This is a genomic window from Plantactinospora solaniradicis, from assembly GCF_042658085.1.
Lineage (GTDB): Bacteria > Actinomycetota > Actinomycetes > Mycobacteriales > Micromonosporaceae > Plantactinospora > Plantactinospora solaniradicis.
Map to the genome: position 1 here is coordinate 439,962 of NZ_JBHSPR010000032.1, position 23,937 is coordinate 463,898.

A 23,937-nucleotide genomic window follows, 5' to 3' on the forward strand; every position below is an offset into this window, starting at 1 on the left:
TTGGCGGTGTGTTCCCGGTACGCCCTAGGAGAGCGCGCTGGCCCCACTGGCGCGGGCGCGCAGCAGGCCGGCCACGGTCTGGCCGGTGGTCACCGGGTCGAGCGGGTGCACCAGGGTGGCGTCGACCTGTGCGTAAGCCGCAAGCCAACGATCCGCGGCCCGGGCGATCACCACGCAGGTCGGCGGAGCATTGTCCCGATCGTCCTTGATCTGTCGGGCGATGCCGAGCCCACCGGACGGGGTCGCCTCGCCGTCGAGCAGCAACAGGTCGATCTCGTAGTCGTCGACCAGTCGGATGCACTCCGCGTAGCTGGCCGCGTCGACGAACTCGACGCGAAGATCGGCCGCCGGCCGGGTGCCGACCGCGAGCCGCATCCGGTCCCGGACCTCCGGGTCGTCGCTGTAGAGCAGGACGGTGTATTGACGATCGCTCATCGGTCGCTGGGCTCCCACCTCGTAGCTGCCCGCCGATCGTACCGGTCCGGTCCGGAAGCCGACCGGCCCGCCCGGCCCCGGGGCCGGAGCCGCCCAGATCCCGGGATGTCGGGCCGGTCAGCGGGCGGCGGGCTCCCCGGCCTTACACCGAGGTACCGGCGGCGCGTTCCCTGGCCTCCTGACGGTCCAGCTCGCGGTCCATCCGGCGGGCCTCCCGCTCGGACTGGCGTACCCACTGCACCACCAGTACGCCCAGCATGGTGACGCTGACGAACTCCCCGCCGGCCCACAGGATGCCGCCGGCGGCCTTCTGGTCGCTCCACGGATCGGCCCAGCCCAGTGCCAGGGACGGGTACCAGTCCCCGCCGAACAGCGTGGTGCTCTGCATGACGGTGAGTCCGAGCACGGTGTGGAACGGCACGGAGAGCACCATCAGCAGGGCCCGGGCGGGGTACGGCCAGCGTCCCGGCAGCGGGTCGAGCCCGACCAGTGGCCAGAAGAACAGGCAGCCGGTGAGGATGAAGTGCGCGTGCACCAGCTCGTGGCCGAGCGGGTTCTCCAGGGTCCACCGGTAGATCCCGGAGAAATACAACACGAACGGGTTGACCACGAAGAGCGCGTACGCGAACAGCGGGAACGTGACCACCTTCGCCACCCGGCTGTGCAGTACGGCGAGCACCCGCCGCCGGGGCGCCTTGCCGAGGGTCCGGAGCGCCAGCGTGACCGGGGCGCCCAGGGCCAGGAAGATCGGCGCGACCATGGACAGCACCATGTGCTGCACCATGTGCACCGAGAGCAGCGTGGTGTCGTACGCGCCGAGCCCGCTCAGGGTCACCGCGGCGATCCCACCGAGCCCGGGGCCGAGGAACAGCACGGTGCGCAGCGGCGGCCAGTGGTGGCCCCGGACCCGCAGCCGGTGCACCCCGTAGAGGTAGCAACCGGCGGCGAGCACCAGCCCGACGGCGAGCCAGCTGTTCAGGGTGGCGTGGGTGAAGATGGCGGAGATGGTGAACGGCGTCGTCTCGGCGCCCCCACCGGCGAGTACGTCCGGTGCCGGGGGCACGACGGACGCGGAACCGGGATCGACGTGCAGCACGTTTTTCAGGCTAGGCCAGACGAACCGGGCGGGGCACGTCACCCCGTCCGACAAGGCAGTTAGGCCACCCCGACGATGGCCGATGCCGATCAGGGGCAATAATGACCGCGTGACTGCGGCCTCAGCCATTGACAAGAGCCGGATCCACTCGCTGACCCGACCCAACATGGTCAGCGTCGGGACGATCGTGTGGCTCTCGAGCGAACTCATGTTCTTCGCGGCGTTGTTCGCGATGTACTTCTCCATCCGGGCGGCAGCGCCCGAGCAATGGGAGAAGCACACCGAAGTGCTCCAGATCCCGTACGCGACGACGTTCACGGTGATCCTGGTGCTGTCGTCGGTGACCTGCCAGCTCGGCGTGTTCGCCGCGGAGCGGGGGGACGTGCACGCGCTGCGTCGCTGGTTCACCCTCACGTTCGTGATGGGCCTGGTCTTCGTGCTCGGCCAGCTCAACGAGTACCGGAACCTGGTGCACGAGGGCGTGAAGATCAACGGTGACGGGTACGGATCGGTGTTCTACCTGACCACCGGCTTCCACGCGTTGCACGTGACCGGCGGCCTCATCGCCTTCATCATCTTCATGATCCGGACCACCATGGGCCGGTTCACCCCCGCGCAGGCCACTTCGGCGATCGTCGTCTCGTACTACTGGCACTTCGTCGATGTGGTCTGGATCGCCCTGTACGGCATGATCTACTGGCTTCAGTGATCTTGGTGCTGTCACGTTTCGCCCCGATGCCCCGTCCCTGAGACAAGGTCGAGAAAACCGTTAAGGACACAGGCCATGACTTCTGACACCCCCGGCGGCGACCGCTCTGGCGGCCTGCTCTCGCGGCTGCGCCGCGCGCGGTCGACGCCGCGCGGCAAGACCCGCCGGCGACTGGGCGCCGCGGTCCGGCTGCTGGCCGCACTGATCCTGGCCGGCGGCGCCTACACCGTTTTCGCGCCAGGTCTGCAGGCGCAGGACACCCCGCAGCTCACCACGGCCGCGCAGGAGGGCAAGGCCCTCTTCGACACGAGCTGCGTGACCTGCCACGGCCGGAACGCACAGGGCGTCGAGGGGCGTGGCCCGAGCCTGATCGGCGTCGGCGCCGCCTCGGTGGAGTTCCAGGTGAGCACCGGCCGGATGCCGCTGGCCCGGCAGGAGGCACAGGCCGAGGCGAAGCCCCCGGTCTTCAACGACGACCAGACCACCCAGCTCTCCCAGTACGTGCAGGAACTGGGCGGCGGCCCGCAGCTTCCGCCGGGCAAGAACCTCCACTCCGACGCGGACGTCGACGAGGGCGGCCGGCTGTTCCGGATCAACTGCTCCTCCTGCCACTCCTTCGGCGGCGGCGGCGGGGCGCTCTCGTCCGGCAAGTACGCCCCGGACATCAAGTCGGCGAGCGACCGGCAGATCTACGCCGCCATGCTCACCGGCCCGCAGAACATGCCGGTCTTCGGCGACAACCAGCTACGACCCGAGCAGAAGGCCGACATCATCGCGTACGTCCAGCAGACGCTGGCCGAGGATCGCGACCCGGGCGGACTGAACCTGGGCCGACTCGGTCCGGCGACCGAGGGTATTGCGATCTTCCTGGTCGGCATCGTCGCGCTGATCTTCGCCGCGCTGTGGATTGCGGGGAAGTCATGAGCGAGCGCAGCGAGCGAATCAGCAAGTTCAGTGCGGATCAGCCTCATGGCGAGCCGGAGCGAAGCGGAGGGTCGGCATGAGCGCCCGGACCGACGGACACGCGCACGGAGCCACGGGCGACACGATCGACGTGGACGACCCGCAGGTGTCCCGCTTCGACATCGTCCGCGAGGGCGCCCGGCGTGACGACATCGAGATCGTCCACTACGAGGCGCAGTTCCCGGTGCCGGGCACCAAGGCCGAGCGCCGGCTGACCCGGACCCTCACCGGAATCTTCCTCCTCGTCGGCCTGTTCGCGACCGCGTTCGTGGTCGCGTACATCTGGTGGCCGTGGGAGTACAAGCCCGGCAGCGGCGCCGGCAAGCTCTACACCCCGGTGCTCGGCCTGACCCTCGGCCTCGCGCTGCTCGGCATCGGCTTCGGCATCCTCGCCTGGGGCAAGAAGCTGCTGCCGAAGGAGGTATCGATCCAGGACCGGCACATCGAGTCCGCCAGCGACGAAGAGCGCAAGATCACCGGCAACACCCTGCTCTACATGGCCGACGAGCTGGGAGTCCGGCGTCGTCCGCTGCTCGGCATCTCGCTGCTGGCCGGGCTGGCCCCGGTGGGCGCGGTCGCCGCCGCGCCGCTGATCGGTGGCCTGATCGAACAGCCGCACAAGGACAACCAGTACTTCACCACGGGCTGGCACCCGAAGGACGGCAAGCTGATCCACCTGACCCACCACGACGGCACCCCGGTACGCCCGGAGGACGTCAGCCCGGGTGGTCAGATCACGGTCTTCCCCGGCATCGAGGGCGGCGCCACCAACGAGCACGCGGACTCCCCCGTGCTGCTGATCCACCTTCGGGAGGGTGACGCGAGCGAGGCGCGGGCGGCGAACCAGCGGGAAGGCAAGCCCGAGTCGATGTGGAACAACTACATCGCCTTCTCGAAGATCTGCACGCACGCCGGCTGCCCCGCCAGCCTCTACGAGCAGCAGACGAACCGGCTGCTCTGCCCCTGCCACCAGTCGCAGTTCCTGATCACCGACAACGCCCGCCCGATCTTCGGACCCGCGAGTCGCCGGCTTCCCCAGCTGCCGCTGGACGTCGAAGAGGGCTTCTTCGTGGCAAAGTCCGATTTCACCGAGACCGTCGGGCCCGACTTCTGGGAGCGGCCATGAAGCGTCGAAGGTTCGACCTGGCGGCGGTGCCAGGCAAGGCGGCCCGGGAGGTCGACGACCGGCTACAGGTGAACACCCCGCTGCGGTCCCTGCTCAACAAGGTCTTCCCGGACCACTGGTCGTTCCTGCTGGGCGAGATCGCGCTCTTCTCGTTCGTCGTGCTCCTGCTGACCGGCGTGTACCTGACGCTCTTCTTCGAGCCGTCGCTGCGCGAGGTCACCTACGACGGCAGCTACGCCCCGCTGCGCGACACACACATGTCCGCGGCGTACGAGTCCTCGCTGAACATCTCGTTCGACGTCCGCGGTGGCCTGGTGATGCGGCAGATGCACCACTGGGCGGCGCTGCTGTTCATGGCGGCGATCATCGTGCACATGATGCGGATCTTCTTCACCGGAGCGTTCCGCAAGCCGCGCGAGCTGAACTGGATGATCGGCTACCTGCTGTTCTGGGTCGGCTTCCTGGCCGGCTTCACCGGGTACTCGCTCCCGGACGACGGGCTGTCCGGCACGGGCCTGCGGATCGCCTCGGCGATCATGCTCTCCATCCCGGTGATCGGCACCTGGGTCACCACTGCCATCTTCGCCGGCGAGTTCCCGGGCCACATCATCATCAGCCGGTTCTTCATCGCCCACGTGCTGTTGATCCCGGGCCTGCTCGTCGCCCTGATCACCGTGCACCTCGGGCTGGTCTTCAAGCAGAAGCACACCCAGTGGCCCGGCCCCGGCCGGACCAACTCGAACGTGGTCGGCGAGCGGATGTTCCCTCGCTACGCGCTCAAGCAGGGCGGCTTCTTCATGATCGTCTTCGGCGTGATCGCGCTGCTCGGCGGTCTCGTCCAGATCAACCCGATCTGGCTGTTCGGGCCGTACGAGGCCGGCGTGGTCTCGGCAGCCAGCCAGCCCGACTGGTACGTCATGTTCCTCGACGGCTCGACCCGGCTGATGCCGCCGTGGGAGATCAACATCCCGATCGGCAACGGCTACGTCATCCCGCCGCTGTTCTGGCCCACGGTGGTGCTGCCCGGCATCCTGACCATGGTGCCGCTGTTCTATCCGTTCATCGAGGCGCGTCTGAACAAGGACCGGGAGCTGCACAACCTGCTCCAGCGCCCGCGTGACGTCCCCGGCCGTACCGCCCTGGGCGCGATGGCGGTGTCGTTCTGGCTGGTACTGACGCTCTCCGGCGCCAACGACGTGATCGCGGACAAGTTCTTCATCAGCTTGAACGCGATGACCTGGGCGGGCCGGATCGGGCTGATCGTCGTACCGCCGTTGGCGTACTACTTCACCTACCGGATCTGCCTCGGGCTCCAGCAGCACGACCGGGAGGTGCTGGCGCACGGCGTCGAGACCGGCATCATCCGGCGGCTCCCGGACGGCCGGTTCATCGAGGTGCACCAGCCGCTCGGCCAGACCGACGAGCACGGTCACGGCGAACTGGAGTACGTCGGCTGGGTGGTGCCCAAGAAGATGAACCGGCTCGGTGCGCTGGGTCCGGCCATCAAGGGCTTCTTCTACCCGATCGAGAAGCCGGTCGACGCGCCGGTCTCGCCCGGCCATCCGCCGGTCGAGCCGCGCGCCGAGCGCGAGGAGATCGGCAGCGGCGGCAGCCGCTGACCCCTCCGAACAACCACGACCGTGGCGCCCACCGGGACCTCTCCGGTGGGCGCCACGGTCGTTTCCGGGCTGAGTCCCCGGGGCGGTCGACGGCACTCAGCGCTGCGCGAAGGCGAGCGTGGCACCGAGCCCCGCGAACGAGCCGGCGAAGATCCGGCGGATCCAGTTCATCACCCGGGGGCGGCCGACCACATGGTCGCGTACGGCGGCGGCGAAGACGCCGTACCCGGCGAAGACGACGAAGGTGACCAGCATGAAGACGCCGCTCAACCCCAGCATCCGGAGTACCGAGCCCGGCTGGCCGGCGTCGACGAACTGCGGTAGGAAGGCGAGGAAGAAGATGGTCAACTTGGGGTTGAGCAGGTTGACCAGTACCCCCGAGACGACGACCCTGATCGCCGAGCGCGGCGCCCGCTCCGTCGCCACCGCGACGCCGTCCCGGTCCCGCAGGGTCGCCCACGCCAGGTAGAGCAGGTACGCCACGCCGAGGTACTTCAGGGCCTGAAACGCCACCGCGCTCGTGTGCAGCAGGGCCGCGAGCCCGGTGATCGTCGCCGCCATGTGCGGCACGATGCCGAGGGTGCAGCCGAAGGCGGCGACCAGGCTCGCCCTGGTCCCCCGGGTGAGGGCCGCCGACAGGGTGTAGATGACGCCGGTGCCCGGCGTGGCCACCACGACGAGCGTGGTCACCAGGAACGCGATGCTCACAGTCTTCCTCCGGCACGGGCTGGTCCGTCCCGAGGGCTCCCCTCGGGCGAACTCCACTCTGCCGAGACAATGGTCCGATGAGTAGGGCCAAACCCGGCTCGGATGACCGGTCCATAACGTCCGGGTCCGACTTCCTGCAACTGGACATCGGCGCCGCGCCGGCCGGACGCCGCGCCGAGTGGCTCGCCGGCCAGCTCCGGCTGGCGATCTCGGACAGTCGTCTGCCGCTGGGTGGCAGGTTGCCGGCCACCCGGGTCTTCGCCGCCGAACTGGGCGTGTCCCGGGGCCTGGTCACCGAGGCGTACCAGCGCCTGATCGAAGACGGCCACGTCGTCGGACGCGGTCGGGCCGGTACGGTCGTGGTCGCCGCCCCTGCCCCGGCACCGGCCGAAGCCGGGTCCCCGGCTTCCCCGGACACCGCCTCCGCCGACCCGACGGCGTTGTTCGGCATCCCACCCGGCAACGACATCTTCGACGCGCTCCGCGCGGCGCCGGCCCGGATCGACCTGTCCCCCGGCGTGCCCGACCTCGCCGCGTTCCCCCGAGCCGCCTGGCTGCGCGCCGAACGGACCGTGCTCGACAACCTCGCCCCCGCCGACCTCGGATACGGCGACCCGCGCGGCACCCCGACCCTCCGTCTCGCCGCCGCCACCTGGCTGGCCAGGTACCGGGGCATCAGAGTGGACCCGGCGGAGGTCATCGTCGTCGCCGGGGTCGCGCAGGGGATCGGACTGCTCGCCCAGGTGCTTCGCGACGCCGGGATCACCAGCATGGGGGTGGAGGACCCGGGATCACTCGGTGCCCGCCAACACCTGCGGAACTGGGGCCTCGACACCCCGCCGATCCCGGTCGATCCGACGGGACTCCGGGTCGACGCACTGGCGGCCAGCGGCCTCGCGGCGGTCATGGTCACCCCGGCGCACCAGTTCCCGACCGGAGCGGTGCTCGACGGTGGTTCCCGACGCCGGCTGATGCGGTGGGCCGAGCAGGGCGGGCTGATCGTCGAGGACGACTATGACGCCGAACACCGGTACGACCGCTCCCCCGTTCCGGCCCTGCGGGCCGTACTGGCCGAACAGGTCTGCTACACCGGAAGTGTCTCGAAGCTGCTCGCTCCCGCGATGCGGGTCGGCTGGCTGCTCGCACCGCCGAGATACCGGGACGCCCTGGTGGCCGCGAAGCGGAACGCCGATCTCGGCAACGCCGCGTTGCCCCAGTTCGTGCTGGCCGAGTTGATGACCTCGGGTGCACTGGAACGCCACCTGCGGCTGCTGCGGCGACGCCACGTACGCCGCCGCGACACCATGATCAGGGCCATCCGGACCCATCTTCCCGGTGCGGTGGTCCACGGCGCGGCCGCGGGCCTGCACCTCATGGTCACCTTCGCCGGGAACGTCGTCGACGCCGACCTCGCGGCGGCCTGCCTCGCCGAAGGGGTGAAGGTGCAGCCGCTGTCCTGGCACTGCCAACGCCCGTACCGGCCGGGGCTCGTCCTGGGCTATGCCGCCAACCCGTCCAGCGAGATCGAGGACGGCGTCGCGGCGCTGGGCCGTGCACTACGTCGCACGGCGGGAACGAGAACGACCCGCCGGCCCGGGTAGGGGCGACGGGTCGTTCCGACGGTGGTACGAACGAACTCAGTGCTCGGCGGTGCGCCGGGTTCCGCTGTAGTACTCGAAGAGCAGGCCACAGGCGCCGCCGAGCACCGCGATCAGGCCGGTGGCGATCAGCCACCACTGCCAGAACACCAGGCCCAGCCCGGCGATCGTGGCGGCCAGGGCCAGCCCGAACGGCCAGTAGCTACCCGGGCTGAAGAACCCGATCTCGCCCGCGCCGTCGGCGATCTCGCCGTCCGCCCGGTCCTCGGGGCGCGGGTCGATCCGCCGCGAGACGAACCAGAAGAAGCCGCCGCACATCGAGGTGAGCAGGAAGGACAGCGCCAGCGCGACGGTGCCGATCCACTCGACCCGACCGCTCTCCGCGTGCGTCCAGACCCCGTAGACGATCCCGGCGATGGCCAGGAACACCGAAACGATGCCGAACAGCCGCCACTCAGACTTCATCTCCGGCTCCTCAGCTTCCCGCGCTCGCGTTACCGAAGTTGTTGACGTCCCGCCGGGTGTCGAACGGCCTGGTCGTCTGTGCCAGTGGCGACTCGCCGATCGAGACCAGCGCGTCCTGGGTCGACTGGCCGGCACGCTTGGCCTCGATGAACCGGTCGTACTCGTCCGGCGAGACCACCCGCAGCTCGAAGTTCATCATCGAGTGGTACGTGCCGCACAGCTCGGCGCAGCGCCCGACGTACGCCCCCTCGGTCTGCAGGCTGCTGACCTGGAAGACGTTGCGCACGTTGCCGGGGAAGACGTCCCGCTTGAACAGCAGCTCCGGTACCCAGAACGAGTGGATGACGTCCCGGCTGGTCTCCTCGAACAGGATGCTCCGCCCGGTCGGCAGCACCAGGATCGGGATCACCTCGGTCGTGCCCAAGGTGGAGGCGACGGTCTCGGCCTCGGTACCCGGACGGTCCCGGTAGTTGAACTGCCAGTTCCACTTGAAGGCGACGACCTCGACCGTCACGTCCGGGTTCTCGGAGACCTTGTTCACTCCGGTCTGCACGATCGCCGTGTAGTAGAACAGCACGGCCACGACCAGGATCGGCGCGATGGTGTAGAGGAACTCCATCGGCATGTTGAACCGGGTCTGCACCGGCAGCGACTCGCCCCGCTTGCGGTACCGGATCACGCACCAGAAGATCAGGCCCCAGACGAAGATGCCGACCGCGAGGGCCGCGATGCTCGATGCGATCCAGAGGTCGTACATGCGGTGGGACTCCGGGCTGATTCCGCCCTGCGGCCAACCGAACCCGTCGAACGTCTGGCCGACGTCACAGCCGGTCAGCAGGGCGAGCAGCGCGGCGCCGCCGACTCCGAGCCCGGCCAGCCGGCCGACCGACGGGCGACGATCGCGCCCTCGGGCATCTCGGGGACTGCCCTGCCGTACGACCGACGGCCGTACCTCCGAACCCCTTGCGACCACCTGGTCCTGCCTCCCTAGCGCGCCGCCGTGTCGGGTTTGTCGACCCCGGCGGCAAAGGCGTCACCGACGGTCGCAGATTACTCGACCTGCGTCGGCTGGACGGCCTTGGGGTCCGCGTCCCCACTCTCCCGGGGGATCTTGCCCGATCCCACCGCGCGCTACGGTTTGCTGGTGAGCGAGCCCCCGGCGTACTTCGACGCGGCCTCCGCCGCACCATTACACCCGGTAGCCCGACAGGCGATGCTCGCGGCGCTGGAGGACGGCTGGGCCGATCCCGGCAAGCTGTACACGCAGGCCCGCCGGGCCCGCCAGCTCCTCGACGCGGCGCGGGCGGCCACCGCCGAGGTTCTCCGGGTACGTCCCGACGAGCTCTCCTTCACCCCCAGCGGTACGGCCGCCGCGCACGCCGCGGTGCTGGGCGGCCTGGCCGGGCGCCGTCGAACCGGCGGCATTCTGGTGCATTCGGCGATCGAGCATTCCGCGGTACTGCACGCGGCGGAACGGCACGTGGCCGGCGGCGGTTCCACCACCTCCGTACCGGTGGCCCGGTCGGGGCGGCTCGATCTCGACGCCTGGTCGAGCGCGGTGGCGGCGCCCGGGGTGGCGCTGGCCGCGCTGATCAGTGCCAGTCACGAGGTCGGCACCGTCCAGCCGCTGGCCGAGGCGGCCGGGGCGTGCGCGACGGCCGGCGTACCGCTCTACGTCGACGCCGCCCAGTCGGTGGGTCGGATTCCGGTGCCCGCCGGCTGGTCGGTGCTGTCCGCCAGCGCGCACAAGTGGGGTGGGCCGCCCGGGGTGGGGCTTCTGGTGGTGCGCAAGGGCACCCGGTGGGAGTCGCCGTATCCGGCGGACGAGCGGGAGGCCGGCCGTACGCCGGGAGTGCCGAACCTGCCGGCGATCGTGGCGGCGGCGGCCGCGCTGCGGATGGTCGACGCCGAGGCGACCGCCGAGGCGAGCCGGCTGAGCCCACTCGTCGACCGGATCCGGGCCACCGTGTCGGCGACGGTGCCCGATGTGGAGGTGGTCGGCGACCCCGTCGACCGGCTGCCGCACCTGGTCACCTTCTCCTGCCTGTACGTCGACGGCGAGGCGCTGCTGCACGCACTGGACCGGCGGGGTTTCGCCGTCTCCTCCGGTTCGTCCTGCACCTCCTCCACGCTGCGCCCGTCGCACGTGCTGGAGGCGATGGGCGTGCTCTCGCACGGCAACGTGCGGATCTCGCTGCACCGGGACAGCACCGCGGCCGAGGTGGACCGTTTCCTCGCCGAACTGCCGGGGATCGTCGCCGAGCTGCGGGCCGAGGCCGGGGTGGTCGGCCTCTGAACCTCGTCCGGTGAACCTCGTCCCGGAAATATTGACAGCCACTTCCACTTGGCAGCTACTCTCATATTGAGGGTTACTGCCGAATAGATTGGCGCTGTCATGAAGGCAACGGGAAACCGGAAGTGGTGGGCGCTCGGCGCCCTCTCCGCCAGCGGGCTGGTGATCGGCCTGGACATCACCGTCCTCAACGTGGCGCTACCCAGCCTCGCCACCGAACTGCCGGCGACAACCAGCGAGCTGCAATGGATCGCGAACTCCTACAACCTGGTCTTCGCCGCGATGCTGCTCCCCGCCGGCCTGCTCGGCGACCGGTTCGGGCGGAAGAGGCTGCTGCTCGCCGCCCTGGCCCTGTTCGGAATGGCCTCGCTGATCTGTGCCTACGCCTCGTCCGCGGGGTGGCTGATCGGCGCCCGCGCGCTACTCGGCCTGGGCTCCGCCTTCGTGGTCCCGCTGTGCATGTCCGTCCTGCCGGTGCTGTTCAGCCCGCAGGAGCGGGGCCGGGCGATCGGGTTGTGGGTCACCGCGAACGCCATCGGCCTCCCGCTCGGCCCGATCGTCGGTGGCTGGTTGCTGGACCACTACTGGTGGGGGTCGGTCTTCCTGATCAACATCCCGGTCATCACCGTGGCCCTGGTCGCGGTCCTGCTGCTGATGCCCGAGTCCCGCAGCAGCCAGCGCCTGCGGCTCGACCTGGCCGGGATTCTGCTCTCCTGCGCCGGTCTGGTGAGCCTGACCTGGGGCGTCATCGAGCTCGGCGACCAGGGACCCGGCAACGGCACCCCGGCCGTCGCCGTGGGCGGCGGGGTGGTGCTGCTGGCCGCCTTCGTGGCCTGCGAACGCCAGCTCGGCCGGCGGCCCGCCATCCGTCCCCTGGTCGACCTCGCCCTGTTCCGTTCGGCCAGCTTCACCTGGGCGACACTGCTGGCCACCCTGGTGACCTTCGGGCTGCTCGGCGCCCTGTTCGCACTCCCGCAGTACTTCCAGGCCGTACTCGACGCCGACGCCCTCGGCACCGGCCTGCGACTGCTCCCGCTGATCGGCGGCCTGGTGACCGGCGCCCGCCTCGCCTCCCGGCTGGTGCCCCGGCTGGGCGCCAGGACGCCGGTCACCGCCGGGTTCCTGGTGCTGGCCGCCGGCCTGTTCGCCGGTACCGCGACCGGAGCCGGAACGGGATACGGCTTCGTCGCCGGCTGGCTCACCGCCGTCGGCCTGGGAATGGGGCTCATCATGCCCACCGTCACGGACGCCGCGCTCGGCGCCCTCTCCGTGGAGCGAAGCGGTGCCGGTTCCGCGCTCATCCAGGCACTGCGCCAGGTCGGCGGCACGATCGGGGTGGCGATCCTGGGCAGCGTGCTCAACTCCGTCTACCGCGATCGGCTGGACCTGTCCGGACTGCCGACACCGGCGGCGGACGCGGTCCGGGACAGCGCCCCGGCCGGCGCACTGGTCGCCCGCCAACTGGACGCCCCGGAGTTGCTGGACACCGTCCGGAGGGCCTTCGTCGACGCGATGGACGCCATGCTGTGGGTGTGCGGCGGACTCGGGCTGCTCGGCGCCGTACTGGCCGTTGTCTTCCTCCCCCGGCACACCGGGCCGGTCACCGCCGCGCCGGTTGGCCTGCCGGGGCCGAAAGCCGGAGAATCAGGGCAGGTGACCGTCGGCTGAACAGGAGTACGCGAGGTGCCGGGGCTACGCGAACGCAACAAGGCCAGGACGAGGGCGGAGATCCGGCGTCAGGCCATGCGCCTGTTCCGGGACCAGGGGTACGCCTCCACCACCGTGGAGCAGATCGCGGCGGCGGCCGAGGTGTCCCAGAGCACCTTCTTCCGGTACTTCCCCAGCAAGGAGGACGTGGTGCTCCGGGACGACCTGGACCCACTGGTCTTCGACGCCTTCGTCGGCGCGCCGCCCGAGCTGACCCCGATCCAGGCATTCCGAGCGGCTCTTCGCACGGTCTACCAGGGCCTGTCCCCCGAGCAGCGCGCCGAGGAATGGGGGCGGCAGCGGCTCACCCAGTCCGTCCCGGAGCTGCGGGCCCGCAGCCTGGACGCGCTGACGCAGGCCATGGGCCTGTTCACCCGGGCGGTGGCACAGCGGGTCGGCCGGCAGCCCGACGACCTCGCGGTACAGGCCTTCGTCGGTGCCCTGATCGGAGTCGGGCTCGCCGTGCTGCTGGACGAGGATCGGGACCCGTCCGGCTACCTCGAGTTGTACGACGCGGGACTCGCCCAGCTCGAGGCGGGTCTTCCGCTGTGATCCGGCCGACCTCCGGGCCCGCGACGCCTGCCCCCGCAGACTCTCCGGCCGGGGCCGGGGCCGGAGCCACCGCCCGATCGGTGCGGAGCCGATGAGTCCGCCAGAGGTCGTCGTCGACTGCCTCGGCCAACGCTGCCCGCTGCCGGTCATCGCGGCGGCCCGGCGGCTGGTCGAACTGCCGGTCGGCGGAGTGCTCCGGGTGCTCGCCGACGATCCGGCGGCGGCCATCGACATCCCGGCCTGGTGTCGGATGCGCGGGCAGGAACTGCTCGGCACCTCGACCGTTGACGGCTCCCCGGCGTACGACATCCGCCGCGCTCACTGAACCGGCGGGCCCGTCAGGCGAACGGGCCCGGCCGTCGACGGCGTTCCGGAGTCGACGGCGGCCGGGAACGGATCACGACCGCGCCGAGCGCTCCGGACCGAGCCGCGCGGCAAGTTCCGTACGCAGCCGCTGCGCCCCGGGACGGAGGCCCGTCAGTGAGATCTTGATCTCGTACGGCCGTTGCTCGCGGGAGAATCGCCGTTGCCCGAGCCGGCCCCACTGCCACCGGTCCAGGACCGGGTCGGTCCGCTCGGGGTCCCCCGGTTCCACCACCAGCGTCGGACTGGCCACGCCGGTCACCCGGGCGACCGCGAGGTTGTCCCAGCCGATCGCGAGCGGCTCGCCGTCCGGCCGGGTCAGCACCAGATGATCGCGGGTGAGCCGGAGCGGCAGGCCCGCCTCCCGCCAGGCCCTGAGGTAGACGGCGACCATCACCAGGACGATCACCGGCAGCTGCACCAGGCCGTCGTACCACGGATCGTCGAACACCAGGACCTGGGCCAGCACGCTGGCCACCAGCCAGAGCAGCCCGATCCCTGTCATGACCGCCACCAGCGGCCAACGGGACCGACGGAAGGTCAGGTCCTCGATATTCATCCCCGTTGACATGAGGTCCCAGTTGCCGAACGCTGCTCACGCCAAACCCGGGAACATGGCGACGGCCGGGTCGGGAGTTCACCCGGACCCGGCCGTGCTGACCCATGCCGCCTCGGAACCTACTGCAGGTGCGGCCGGACGTCCTCGGCCGCCTGGTCGCCGTACGACTCGGCGAGGCGCTTCACGAAGAGGTCGCCACGGACCTCGTACTCCTGCGGGCCGACGGTCTCCAGCACCAGCGTGGCGAGCAGCGAGCCGACCTGGGCCGATCGCTCCAGGCTCAGCCCCCAGGAGAGTCCGGCGAAGAAGCCGGCCCGGAATCCGTCACCGACACCGGTCGGGTCGGCGGCCTGCATCTCCCGGGCGATCGGCACCTGGAACGTCTCGATGTCCCGGCCGGCGATCTCCACGCCGTCCTTGCCCAGCGTGGTCACCCGGATCTTGACCCGCTCCAGCAGTTGGGCGTCGGTCAGCCCGGCCTTGCTCTGCAACAGCGACTTCTCGTAGTCGTTGGTCAGCAGGTAGTCGGCGCCGTCGATCAGGCCCAGCACGTCGCTGCCCTCCATCCGGGCGAGCTGCTGGGACGGGTCGGCGGCGAAGGCGTACCCCCGCTGCCGGCACTCGGCGGAGTGCCGCTGCATCGCGGCCGGGTCGTTGGCGCTGACCAGGACGAGGTCGAGACCACCGACCCGTTCGGCGACCGGGGCGAGTTCGATGTTGCGGGCCTCGCTCATCGCGCCCGCGTAGAACGAGGCGATCTGGCACATCTCGGTGTCGGTGGTGCAGACGAACCGCGCGGTGTGGGCCACCTCGCTGACGTGCAGGGATTCGCAGTCGACGCCGTGCCGCTCCAACCAGGACCGGTAGTCGGCGAAGTCGGCGCCGACGGCGCCGAGCAGGACCGGGCTCAGGCCGAGCTGGGCCATCCCGAAGGCGATGTTGGCGGCCACCCCGCCACGCCGGAGCACCAGCTCGTCGACGAGGAAGGAGAGCGAGACCTTGTGCAACTGGTCGGCGATGAACTGATCGGCGAACCGGCCCGGGAAGTGCATCAGATGGTCGGTGGCGATCGAGCCGGTAACGGCGATCTTCATGTCGGCCCTCGGGATCGGAAGAATGGACTACAGCCGGGTCAGCCTACCGGTACGCTCCCCGGCACGTCTCCGATCGATCGGGTACCGGCCTCCTGAGTGTCACCTCGACCTCGTACCCCGGCAACCCTGGGACGATACGCCGAACGGGCCGCTCCCGGCGGGGCGCTGCGACGGACTCTCCGGACGTCGCACCGCCCGCGCGGGGCGACCCGCTCAGGCAATAATTATTTACGCTGCAACCGGACCTTTTCGCCCGAAATCAGGACGAAACACCCGATCAGTGGAACAAGTGCCGATCAGTGGAACGAGTCGCCACACGCGCACGAGTTCTGCGCGTTCGGGTTGTCGATGGTGAAGCCCTGGGCGTCGATCCGGTCGGCGAAGTCGATGGTGGCGCCGGCCAGGTAGGGGGCGCTCATCCGGTCGACGACGACCCCGACCCCGCCGAAGTCGGTGACGACGTCACCGTCGAGCGAGCGCTCGTCGAAGAACAGCTGGTAACGCAGGCCGGAGCAGCCACCTGGCTGCACCGCGACCCGCAGCCGCAGGTCGTCGCGGCCCTCCTGCTCGATCAGAGCCTTCACCTTCTCCGCCGCGACGTCGGTCAGGGCGATGGTGCTCGGGGCGGTTGCCGCGGTCGACTCGGTCTGCGCTGGCGTTGTCACGTGAAAGTCTCCCCTGCGCGGGTGCGATGTTTATCCGTACTGGCCAACGCTAGCCGGCTGGCCGGTGATTCCCAATGCGGTTCGATTTGATTGTAGGTCGGTGCGGTGCAGGTCACCCGGTGACCGCGGAGCGAGCGGGCCGGAGAATCTCCGCCAGCACCGACCGCTGGGTCGGCCGAGCCTCCGCGTGCCGCTCCCGGCCGGTGTCGGTGAGTGCGACGAAGACCCCCCGCCGGTCCTGCTCACACAGGGCCCGGCAGACCAGCCCGTGCCGCTCCAGTCGGGCCACCGCCCGGCTGAGCGCGCTCTGGCTGAGATGCACCACCTCGGCCAGCTCCTGCATGCGCAGTTTGGTCTCCGGTGCGCCGGCCAGCCGGTCGACGACCTCGAACTCGCTCATCCCGATCCCGTGCCGGTCGTGGAGCTCGCGTTCCAGCGCGCACGACGCCGCCGCGTAACGGTTGGCCAGCTCACGCCACTCGGCGGCCAGGGCCTGGTCCTCGGACACGCCGCCGATGTTACCAGATGCACAGGAAAAACTTGCACACACATTAGTTGCTTGCACATTAGATGCATGTGCACGTAAGTTCGCCGACATGGCTTCTTCGGCTCCACCGGGTACCACCCCGCTGACCACCACAAATGACCCCGCCCAGCTCGACGGAACCACCGACGGCACACCGGCCGGCGGCCCACGGATGACCGCCCGGCTCTGGGGAGCGCTGATCGTGCTCTGCGGCGCGTTGTTCCTGGACGGCCTCGACGTCTCGATGGTCGGGGTGGCGCTCCCCTCGATCCAGGCCGACCTGGGGCTGTCCAACTCGGCGCTGCAGTGGATCGTCAGCGGCTACGTCCTCGGCTACGGCGGACTGCTGCTCCTGGGCGGCCGGACCGCCGACCTGCTCGGCCGGCGGCAGGTCTTCCTCTGGGCGATCGCCGTGTTCGGCGTCGCGTCGCTGGTCGGCGGCCTCGTCGACGATCCGTCACTGTTGATCGCCACCCGATTCGCCAAGGGCGTCGCGGCGGCCTTCACCGCCCCCGCCGGCCTCTCCATCATCACCACGACCTTCCACGAGGGCCCGGCCCGCAACCGCGCCCTGAGCTTCTACACCGCCTGCGGCGCGAGCGGGTTCTCGCTGGGGCTGGTCTTCGGCGGCGTACTGACCGAGGCCGGCTGGCGCTGGACCTTCCTGCTGCCCGCCCCGATCGCACTGCTCGTCCTCTTCGCCGGCATCCGGCTCATCCCGACCGACCGCACCCCGCGCCGGGCCGGCGGCTACGACCTGGGCGGCGCCGCCACCGCCACCGCCGCGCTACTGCTCCTGGTGTACGCGGTGGTGTCGGCACCCACGGCCGGCTGGCTCTCCGTCCGTACGGTGGGCTCGTTCGCCCTGGTGGCGGCGTTGCTCGCGGCGTTCGTCCAGATCGAGCGCCGGGTGGCCCACCCGCTCGTCCGGCTGAGCATCCTCGGCAACCGGAGCCTGGTCGGCGCCAACCTGGCGGCGCTGGCGGTGACCGGCTCGTACGTCGGATTCCAGTTCATCGGCACCCTCTACACACAGGTCGTGCTCGGCTGGTCCCCGCTGGACATGGCGCTCGCGTTCCTGCCCGGCGGCCTGATCGTGGCGTTCGGTGGCCCCCGGGTCGGCAACCTCGTCAACCGGTTCGGCACCGGTCGGGTGGTGATGGCCGGATTCGCCGCGTTCCTCGCCGCGTACCTGCTCTTCCTCCGGATCGACGGCGAACCGCGCTACCTGGGCGTGATCCTGCCCACCATGCTGCTGGTCGGCACCGGCTTCGCACTCGCCTTCCCGGCGCTCAACATCCAGGCCACCGCCGGGGTCGCGGACGAGGAGCAGGGCCTGGCCTCGGGTCTCGTGCAGACCTCGTTCCAGGTGGGCGGCGCGATCGTGCTGGCCGGCGTCACCGCGGTCCTGGCCACCGACCAACCCACCCCGGGCCACGTGCCGGACTCGTTCTACCCGGCGGTGGGCCTGGTGAGCGGGGTGGCCCTGCTCGGACTGCTCGTCGCGGCGGTCACCGGCAGCCGCGCCCGCGGTCGCCATCGTGGCCCGGTCCACCTCGGCTGAGCCGGAACCCGGCCGCCGTGCCGGCCGTACCCGTCAGCGACTCCACTGACCGGCCAGCCGCGCGGCCAGGGCCCGCAGTCCCTCCGCCGGGCGGCTCATCGCCCGCTCGATCCCACCGTGCGGTTCACCGCCGAAGTGATCGACCAGGCTGTGCGTCTCGGTCACGCCGGCCGCCGCCGACTCGCGGCGGCCGGCGCTGACCCGCCCGGCGAGCACCACGCAGGGCAGCCCCCGGTCCCGGGCCGCGCCCGCCACCCCGGCCACCACCTTGCCGCGCAGCGACTGGTGGTCGAACGAGCCCTCCCCGGTGATCACCAGATCCGACTCGTCGAACGCGGTGTCCAGCCCGGTCAGCCGGGTAACCAGGTCGATGCCCGACTCACACCGGCCGCCGAGCGCCAGGATCGCCGCACCGAGCCCGCCGGCCGCGCCGGCCCCCGGCAACCCGGCCAGGCCGGCAGGACAGCCCGGCAGGTCCCGCTCCAGCACCTCGGCGAAGCGCGCCACCGCGTCGTCGAGCAGGAGTACGTCCTCCCGGGACGCCCCCTTCTGCGGCCCGAACACGTTCGACGCACCGGTCAGCCCGGTGAGCGGGTTGTCCACGTCGGTCGCCGCCACCAGTTCCATCCCCCGCAACTGGGGCAGACCCGTCAGTCCGGCGACCCCGGACAGCGCGGCTCCGCCGTACGGCAGCGCCATTCCGGTCGCGTCCACCGGCACGGCGTTCAGCGCGGCCAGCAGCCCCGCTCCGGCGTCGTTCACGGCCGAGCCGCCGAGCCCGATCACGGCGCGCCGGGCCCCGCTCTCCGCCGCCATCGCGACCAGCGCACCGAGGCCGTACGAGGTGGTCCGCTTCGGGTCCCGCTCGTCCGGGGCCAACAGGTGCAGCCCGCACGCCTGGGCGCTCTCGACGTACGCCGTGCCGCCGTCGGCGGTGAGCAGGATCTCGCCGTCGGCCGGCCGGCCCAGCGGGTCGACGGTCGACACCGGCACCCGGCGACCGGGTACGGCGGTGGCGAGCACCTCGACGAAGCCCGGTCCACCGTCGGAGAGCGGCCGGAGCATCAGCTCGTCGTCCGGCGCGGTCTCCCGCCACCCGTCGCGCACCGCCGTGGCCACCTCGGCGGCCGACAGGGTGCCGGCGAACTTGTCCGGACAGATCAGGATCCGCATGGACGGCAAGTGTGGCAGGCCACATCCGCGCGGCTGGAAAGCGGTCCCCGCTGTGCAAGCATGGTGAACGTGACTTCGACGTGGCTTGAGCCGTCCAGCACCGCGACCGCCCTGCTGCTGCTCGGCCGGGGCACAGACCCGGCCAGCGAGCGCGGGGTGGACTGTCCCGGCGAGCTTCCGCCGCCCAGTGACCCGAATCTCGTCGCCCGGGCGACGGCGGCAAAGGCGAAGCTGGGTCAACGGGTGTTCGTGCTCGGCCACCACTATCAACGCGACGAGGTCATCCAGTTCGCCGACGTGACCGGCGACTCGTTCAAGCTGGCCCGGGAGGCCGCCGCCCGGCCGGACGCGGAGTACATCGTCTTCTGCGGCGTGCACTTCATGGCGGAGAGCGCGGACATCCTCACCACCGACGCGCAGCGGGTGGTCCTGCCCGACCTGGCCGCCGGCTGCTCGATGGCGGACATGGCCGCGCTGCCCCAGGTCGAGTCCGCCTGGGAGACGCTGGCGGAGCTGGGCGTCGCCGGTTCGACGGTCCCGGTGACCTACATGAACTCCTCGGCCGACATCAAGGGCTTCGTCGGGCGCAACGGTGGTGTCGTCTGCACCTCGTCCAACGCCGAGCGGGCCCTGCAATGGGCGTTCGAGCGCGGCCAGCGGGTGCTCTTCCTGCCCGACCAGCACCTGGGCCGGAACACGGCGGTGCTGAAGATGGGCCTGGACGCCGACGACTGCGTGCTCTACGACCCGCACAAGCCGGGCGGCGGGCTGACCGCCAAGCAGTTGCGGGAAGCCAAGATGATCCTGTGGCGGGGACACTGCTCGGTGCACGGTCGGTTCACGCTCAGCAGCGTGGAGGAGGTCCGGATGCGGGTGCCCGGGGTGAACGTCCTGGTCCACCCCGAGTGCCGGTACGACGTGGTGACCGCCGCCGACCAGGTCGGCTCGACGGAGTACATCATCTCGACCATCGAGGCGGCGCCGGCCGGCTCGGCCTGGGCGATCGGCACCGAGTTGAACCTGGTCCGCCGGCTCGCGGGCGCCCATCCGGACAAGCAGATCATGTTCCTGGACCGGACCGTCTGCTACTGCTCGACGATGAACCGGATCGACCTGCCACACCTGGTCTGGGCGCTGGAGGAACTCGTCGCCGGCCGGGTGCCGAACCAGATCACCGTGGATCCGGACACCGCGCACCACGCCCGGGTGGCCCTGGACCAGATGCTGGCGCTACCGTGATCGACCGTCATCACGGAAAGTAGCGAATAGGGCACGGATTCCTGTCCTCGTCCCCGTTTCGTGCCATCCGTTGCGCTGTGACCGCTCTTTTTTCGTAACGGAGCGCTATGCTGCCGAGGGCCGTGACAGAGCCGTGCCGTGACATTGAAGATGCCGCGACGATCCGGCCGCGCCACGGGTAGCGGCTGTGTGGACCGGATGGTCCACCCTCGCGGACAGCTATCGACGTAGAGCAGCACCGACCCGCTGGAGGTTGCGTTGACCGACGACGTCCTGGTCGTACACGGAGGTACGCCCCTTTCCGGGCAGATCCGGGTACGCGGCGCGAAGAATCTCGTCTCCAAGGCGATGGTCGCCGCCCTGCTCGGTGACGAACCCAGCCGACTCTTCGACGTGCCGCGGATCCGCGACGTCGAAGTGGTCCGCGGCCTGCTCGAACTGCACGGCGTGAAGGTCACCGACGGCGCCGAGGATGGCGAACTGGTCTTCGATCCCGCCAACGTCGAGAGCGCGAGCACCGACGAGATCAACGTGCACGCCGGATCGAGCCGGATCCCGATCCTGTTCTGCGGCCCGCTGCTGCACCGGCTCGGCCACGCGTTCATCCCGGACCTGGGCGGCTGCCACATCGGTCCCCGGCCGATCGACTTCCACATCCAGGCCCTGCGGCAGTTCGGCGCGGTCGTCGACAAGACGCCCGAGGGCATGCACCTCACCGCGCCCACCGGGCTGCACGGGACCAAGTTCGAGCTGCCGTACCCGAGTGTGGGCGCCACCGAGCAGGTGCTGCTGACCGCGGTGCTCGCCGAGGGCGTCACCGAGCTGCGCAACGCGGCCGTCGAGCCGGAGATCATCGACCTGATCTGCATCCTGCAGAAGATGGGCGCGATCATCAAGGTGCACACCGACCGGGTGATCGAGGTGCAGGGCGTGGCGCGGCTGAGCGGCTACACGCACCGGCCGATCCCGGACCGGATCGAGGCCGCGAGCTGGGCCGCCGCCGCACTCGCCACCCGGGGCCGGGTCGAGGTGCTGGGCGCCGAGCAGGCCGACATGATGACCTTCCTGAACGTCTTCCGGTCGGTCGGCGGGGCGTACGAGGTCACCGACACCCGGCCGCCCCGGGTGGGCAGCCCCGGCCAGGAGGGCGGCATCCGGTTCTGGCACCCGGGCGGCGAACTCCGGGCGGTGGCCCTGGAGACCGACGTGCACCCCGGCTTCATGACCGACTGGCAGCAGCCGCTGGTGGTCGCGCTCACCCAGGCCCGCGGCCTGTCGATCGTGCACGAGACCGTCTACGAGCAGCGGCTGGGCTACACCGAGGCGCTGAACAAGATGGGCGCCACCATCCAGGTCTACCGCGACTGCCTGGGCGGTACGCCCTGCCGGTTCGGCCGGCGCAACTTCAAGCACTCCGCGGTGATCGCCGGTCCGGCCAAGCTGCACGCCGCCGACCTGGTCATTCCCGACCTGCGGGCCGGGTTCAGCCACCTGATCGCCGCGCTGGCCGCCGAGGGCACCTCGCGGGTCTACGGCGTCGACCTGATCAACCGTGGGTACGAGGACTTCGAGGCCAAGTTGTCCGCTCTGGGCGCCCACGTCGAGCGTCCGTAACCCGTCGTCGCGACCGACACGGTCCAGCCGGTCCGGAACCCCCGACCCGCTGATCACCCGGCCTGACTGGTCCTTCCGCGCCTGCCCCGTACCGCGAGGTGCGGGGCGGGCCCACGGTTGGCTACCCTTCAACCGTGCCGTCGCTGTTTCGTCGCAAGTCCGCCGACCTCGTCGAGGATGCCGTCTCCCAGGTGTCCCCCGAGGAGTCCTCGTCCGCCCGCCCTCGGGGCTACACCCCGAGCAAGAAGGAGTTGGGCCGGGAGACCCCGAAGCGGCCGGCCGCCGGCCGCCGCCCGGCGGCCGACACCAAGCCGCTGACCAAGCAGGAGGCGCGGGAGCGGCGCCGGGCCCTGCGGGCCGAGTCCGCCGCCGAGTTCCGGCGTGAGGGCGGCCCCCGGGACCGCGCCCCGGAGCGGGGGCTCGCCCGCGACGTGGTCGACTCCCGGCGTACGGTCGGCACCTGGTTCTTCGGTGGCGCCCTGGTCGTCCTGATCGGCTCGGCGAACACCATGCCGGACGCGGTGCGGTTCGCCTCCAACCTGCTCTGGGGCCTGCTGGCCATCGGCCTGGTGATCGACTCCGTGCTGATCTCCCGGCGGATCAAGAAGCTGGTCCGGCAGCGGTTCCCCAAGACCGATCAGCGGATGGGTTCGCTCTACCTCTACGCGATCATGCGCGCGATCACCTTCCGCCGCATGCGCGCCCCAACCCCCCGCGTGGCGCTCGGCGACTCCATCTGAGGTGTAAGGAAGGGCCCCTTCTTATCGCTTTTTGCATAAGAAGGGGCCCTTCCTAACACCCCCGGGCTCAGGGGACGCCGAGCAGGCGCAGCAGGGCCGCCGTCGCGGCCGCGGCCACCACGACCGCGATGAAGGGGGCGCGCCGCCAGGCCAGCACGGCGCCGACCAGCACACCGGTCGGCCGGGCGAATCCGGCGAACGCCCCGGCCTCGGTCAGCGCGGCGGTCACGGCCAGCGCCGCGAGCAGCGCCGCCGCCGCCATCGGGAGCAGCCGGTTCACCCCGTCGGGAAGTGCCAGCCGGTCCCGCAGCACCACTCCGGAGAGCCGGAAGGCGTACGTGCCGACGGCCAGGGTCAGGATCACCGCGATCAGCACGGCCGCGCCCGGTGCTGCTCGCGGCCGCCGGACGCGGACTCGTCGTGATGCCGGCGGCGGGGCAGCAGGAGCACGGCGAGGCCGCTGAGTGCGAGCAGGACCGGCAGGCCGGCCGGCAGCAGGGGCGTGACGGCCACCGCCACCGCCGCGCCGACCAGCGCCACCCGACGGGTCTCCGGCTCCCGTAGCGCGGGTAGCAGCAGGGCCAGCAGGCCGGCGGGGAAGGCCGCGTCCAATCCCAACCGGAGTGGGTCGCCGACCCGGCTGGCCAGCAGTACCCCGGCCAGGGTGCCCAGGTTCCAGGCCAGGAAGAGGACGATGCCGGCCAGCCAGAAGGCCCGGCGCCGTCCGGCCGGGTCCGGTTGGGCCAGCGCGAACGCGGTGGCCTCGTCGGTCATCAGGTGACTGCCGAGCAGCCGGTCGCGCCACCGCCGCCCCAGCACGTCGCCGAGGGCCAGTCCGAACGGCAGGTGCCGGGCGTTGAGCAGCAGTCCGGCGAAGACCGCCGCGACCGGACTGCCGGCCGCGATCAACCCGACGGCCATGAACTGTGCGCCGCCGGCGTACAACAGGGTGGACATCGCGACGGTCGCCACGACGGGCAGGCCGGCGGCCACGGCGACGGCGCCGAAGGAGGCGCCGATCGCCACGATCGCCACCCCGATCGCCCCGACGTCGCGCAGCAACGCGGGCGTGGAGACGGGTGTCGCCGTTCGTTCTGCCGTACGCATGGTTCAAAATGATGAACGCAGT

Annotated in this window: 25 protein-coding genes; 13 read left to right on the forward strand and 12 right to left on the reverse strand. The window is 70.8% G+C overall.

All coding sequences use genetic code 11. The annotated features are described in order from the left end of the window. Positions 1–24 precede the first annotated feature (24 nt). Entirely contained in the window at positions 25–435 is a 411-nt protein-coding gene (locus tag ACFP2T_RS30735; protein ID WP_377427857.1) for a response regulator, read from the reverse strand. Positions 436–577: 142 nt separating this feature from the next. After that, positions 578–1,531 carry a cytochrome c oxidase assembly protein gene (locus ACFP2T_RS30740; protein WP_377427859.1) on the reverse strand — a complete coding sequence of 318 codons (954 nt, stop codon included), beginning with the start codon at positions 1,529–1,531 and terminating at the stop codon, positions 578–580. A gap of 109 nt (positions 1,532–1,640) precedes the next feature. Here ACFP2T_RS30740 and ctaE point away from each other — a divergent pair, with 109 nt between their 5' ends. The 4 genes from ctaE to qcrB all read left to right on the forward strand — a co-directional run bounded on the left by ctaE (position 1,641) and on the right by qcrB (position 5,948). Further along, positions 1,641–2,240, forward strand: a complete 600-nt coding sequence (ctaE, locus tag ACFP2T_RS30745; protein ID WP_377427861.1) for an aa3-type cytochrome oxidase subunit III — start codon at positions 1,641–1,643, stop codon at positions 2,238–2,240. A 75-nt stretch (positions 2,241–2,315) separates the two neighbouring features. Then, the gene (qcrC, locus tag ACFP2T_RS30750; protein ID WP_377427863.1) at positions 2,316–3,164 is read left to right on the forward strand and encodes a cytochrome bc1 complex diheme cytochrome c subunit; all 849 of its coding nucleotides are present in this window, start codon (positions 2,316–2,318) and stop codon (positions 3,162–3,164) included. A gap of 76 nt (positions 3,165–3,240) precedes the next feature. Next, positions 3,241–4,329 (forward strand): cytochrome bc1 complex Rieske iron-sulfur subunit, encoded by a 1,089-nt coding sequence (gene qcrA / locus ACFP2T_RS30755; RefSeq protein WP_377427864.1) that lies wholly within the window; start codon positions 3,241–3,243, stop codon positions 4,327–4,329. Beyond that, positions 4,326–5,948 carry a cytochrome bc1 complex cytochrome b subunit gene (gene qcrB / locus ACFP2T_RS30760; protein ID WP_377427866.1) on the forward strand — a complete coding sequence of 541 codons (1,623 nt, stop codon included), beginning with the start codon at positions 4,326–4,328 and terminating at the stop codon, positions 5,946–5,948. The genes qcrA and qcrB overlap by 4 nt, the downstream gene beginning before the upstream one ends. 96 nt (positions 5,949–6,044) lie before the next feature. On the opposite strand, the gene ACFP2T_RS30765 is transcribed toward qcrB, so the two are convergent. Continuing rightward, a complete protein-coding gene (locus ACFP2T_RS30765) occupies positions 6,045–6,656 on the reverse strand; it encodes a LysE family translocator (protein ID WP_377427868.1) in 612 nt (203 codons plus the stop codon). Positions 6,657–6,733: 77 nt separating this feature from the next. Between ACFP2T_RS30765 and pdxR the strand changes: the two genes are divergently transcribed. Continuing rightward, positions 6,734–8,257, forward strand: a complete 1,524-nt coding sequence (gene pdxR / locus ACFP2T_RS30770; protein ID WP_377427869.1) for a MocR-like pyridoxine biosynthesis transcription factor PdxR — start codon at positions 6,734–6,736, stop codon at positions 8,255–8,257. A gap of 36 nt (positions 8,258–8,293) precedes the next feature. Here pdxR and ACFP2T_RS30775 read toward each other — a convergent pair whose 3' ends face one another. Together ACFP2T_RS30775 and ctaC are read right to left on the reverse strand one after the other, a co-directional pair. After that, the gene (locus ACFP2T_RS30775; protein ID WP_377427871.1) at positions 8,294–8,719 is read right to left on the reverse strand and encodes a cytochrome c oxidase subunit 4; all 426 of its coding nucleotides are present in this window, start codon (positions 8,717–8,719) and stop codon (positions 8,294–8,296) included. A gap of 10 nt (positions 8,720–8,729) precedes the next feature. After that, complete coding sequence (gene ctaC, locus ACFP2T_RS30780; protein WP_377427873.1) at positions 8,730–9,692, reverse strand: aa3-type cytochrome oxidase subunit II; 963 nt, start codon at positions 9,690–9,692, stop codon at positions 8,730–8,732. A gap of 171 nt (positions 9,693–9,863) precedes the next feature. Here ctaC and ACFP2T_RS30785 point away from each other — a divergent pair, with 171 nt between their 5' ends. The 4 genes from ACFP2T_RS30785 to ACFP2T_RS30800 all read left to right on the forward strand — a co-directional run bounded on the left by ACFP2T_RS30785 (position 9,864) and on the right by ACFP2T_RS30800 (position 13,596). Then, entirely contained in the window at positions 9,864–11,015 is a 1,152-nt protein-coding gene (locus ACFP2T_RS30785) for a cysteine desulfurase family protein (RefSeq protein WP_377427875.1), read from the forward strand. 99 nt (positions 11,016–11,114) lie between these two features. After that, a complete protein-coding gene (locus ACFP2T_RS30790) occupies positions 11,115–12,680 on the forward strand; it encodes an MFS transporter (protein WP_377427877.1) in 1,566 nt (521 codons plus the stop codon). A 15-nt stretch (positions 12,681–12,695) separates the two neighbouring features. Beyond that, on the forward strand, positions 12,696–13,271 hold the full coding sequence (locus ACFP2T_RS30795) for an acyl-CoA-like ligand-binding transcription factor (RefSeq protein ID WP_377427879.1): 576 nt from the start codon (positions 12,696–12,698) through the stop codon (positions 13,269–13,271). 91 nt (positions 13,272–13,362) lie between these two features. Next, complete coding sequence (locus ACFP2T_RS30800; protein ID WP_377427880.1) at positions 13,363–13,596, forward strand: sulfurtransferase TusA family protein; 234 nt, start codon at positions 13,363–13,365, stop codon at positions 13,594–13,596. Positions 13,597–13,668: 72 nt separating this feature from the next. Here ACFP2T_RS30800 and ACFP2T_RS30805 read toward each other — a convergent pair whose 3' ends face one another. The 4 genes from ACFP2T_RS30805 to ACFP2T_RS30820 form a co-directional block, all read right to left on the reverse strand. Next, positions 13,669–14,139, reverse strand: a complete 471-nt coding sequence (locus ACFP2T_RS30805; RefSeq protein WP_377427882.1) for a hypothetical protein — start codon at positions 14,137–14,139, stop codon at positions 13,669–13,671. 173 nt (positions 14,140–14,312) lie between these two features. Beyond that, a complete protein-coding gene (locus ACFP2T_RS30810) occupies positions 14,313–15,287 on the reverse strand; it encodes a carbohydrate kinase family protein (protein WP_377427884.1) in 975 nt (324 codons plus the stop codon). A 296-nt stretch (positions 15,288–15,583) separates the two neighbouring features. Beyond that, positions 15,584–15,952 (reverse strand): iron-sulfur cluster insertion protein ErpA, encoded by a 369-nt coding sequence (erpA, locus tag ACFP2T_RS30815; protein WP_377427886.1) that lies wholly within the window; start codon positions 15,950–15,952, stop codon positions 15,584–15,586. A gap of 112 nt (positions 15,953–16,064) precedes the next feature. Further along, positions 16,065–16,460: a MarR family winged helix-turn-helix transcriptional regulator gene (locus ACFP2T_RS30820; RefSeq protein WP_377427888.1), complete on the reverse strand. Its 396-nt coding sequence runs from the start codon at positions 16,458–16,460 to the stop codon at positions 16,065–16,067. 88 nt (positions 16,461–16,548) lie between these two features. Here ACFP2T_RS30820 and ACFP2T_RS30825 point away from each other — a divergent pair, with 88 nt between their 5' ends. Continuing rightward, a complete protein-coding gene (locus ACFP2T_RS30825; protein ID WP_377427890.1) occupies positions 16,549–18,042 on the forward strand; it encodes an MFS transporter in 1,494 nt (497 codons plus the stop codon). Between the two features lie 33 nt (positions 18,043–18,075). Here the strand turns inward: ACFP2T_RS30825 and ACFP2T_RS30830 are convergent, their stop codons facing one another. Continuing rightward, positions 18,076–19,215, reverse strand: a complete 1,140-nt coding sequence (locus tag ACFP2T_RS30830) for a glycerate kinase family protein (RefSeq protein WP_377427892.1) — start codon at positions 19,213–19,215, stop codon at positions 18,076–18,078. A 69-nt stretch (positions 19,216–19,284) separates the two neighbouring features. Between ACFP2T_RS30830 and nadA the strand changes: the two genes are divergently transcribed. The 3 genes from nadA (at position 19,285) to ACFP2T_RS30845 (ending at position 22,808) form a co-directional block, all read left to right on the forward strand. Beyond that, entirely contained in the window at positions 19,285–20,454 is a 1,170-nt protein-coding gene (nadA, locus tag ACFP2T_RS30835) for a quinolinate synthase NadA (RefSeq protein ID WP_377427894.1), read from the forward strand. A 258-nt stretch (positions 20,455–20,712) separates the two neighbouring features. Further along, positions 20,713–22,068: a UDP-N-acetylglucosamine 1-carboxyvinyltransferase gene (murA, locus tag ACFP2T_RS30840; protein ID WP_377427896.1), complete on the forward strand. Its 1,356-nt coding sequence runs from the start codon at positions 20,713–20,715 to the stop codon at positions 22,066–22,068. 134 nt (positions 22,069–22,202) lie between these two features. Continuing rightward, positions 22,203–22,808 (forward strand): DUF3043 domain-containing protein, encoded by a 606-nt coding sequence (locus tag ACFP2T_RS30845; protein WP_377427898.1) that lies wholly within the window; start codon positions 22,203–22,205, stop codon positions 22,806–22,808. A 67-nt stretch (positions 22,809–22,875) separates the two neighbouring features. Here the strand turns inward: ACFP2T_RS30845 and ACFP2T_RS30850 are convergent, their stop codons facing one another. Both ACFP2T_RS30850 and ACFP2T_RS30855 read right to left on the reverse strand, forming a co-directional pair. Further along, on the reverse strand, positions 22,876–23,184 hold the full coding sequence (locus tag ACFP2T_RS30850; RefSeq protein WP_377427900.1) for an AzlD domain-containing protein: 309 nt from the start codon (positions 23,182–23,184) through the stop codon (positions 22,876–22,878). Continuing rightward, complete coding sequence (locus tag ACFP2T_RS30855; protein WP_377427902.1) at positions 23,178–23,915, reverse strand: AzlC family ABC transporter permease; 738 nt, start codon at positions 23,913–23,915, stop codon at positions 23,178–23,180. The genes ACFP2T_RS30850 and ACFP2T_RS30855 overlap by 7 nt, the downstream gene beginning before the upstream one ends. Positions 23,916–23,937 lie beyond the last annotated feature (22 nt).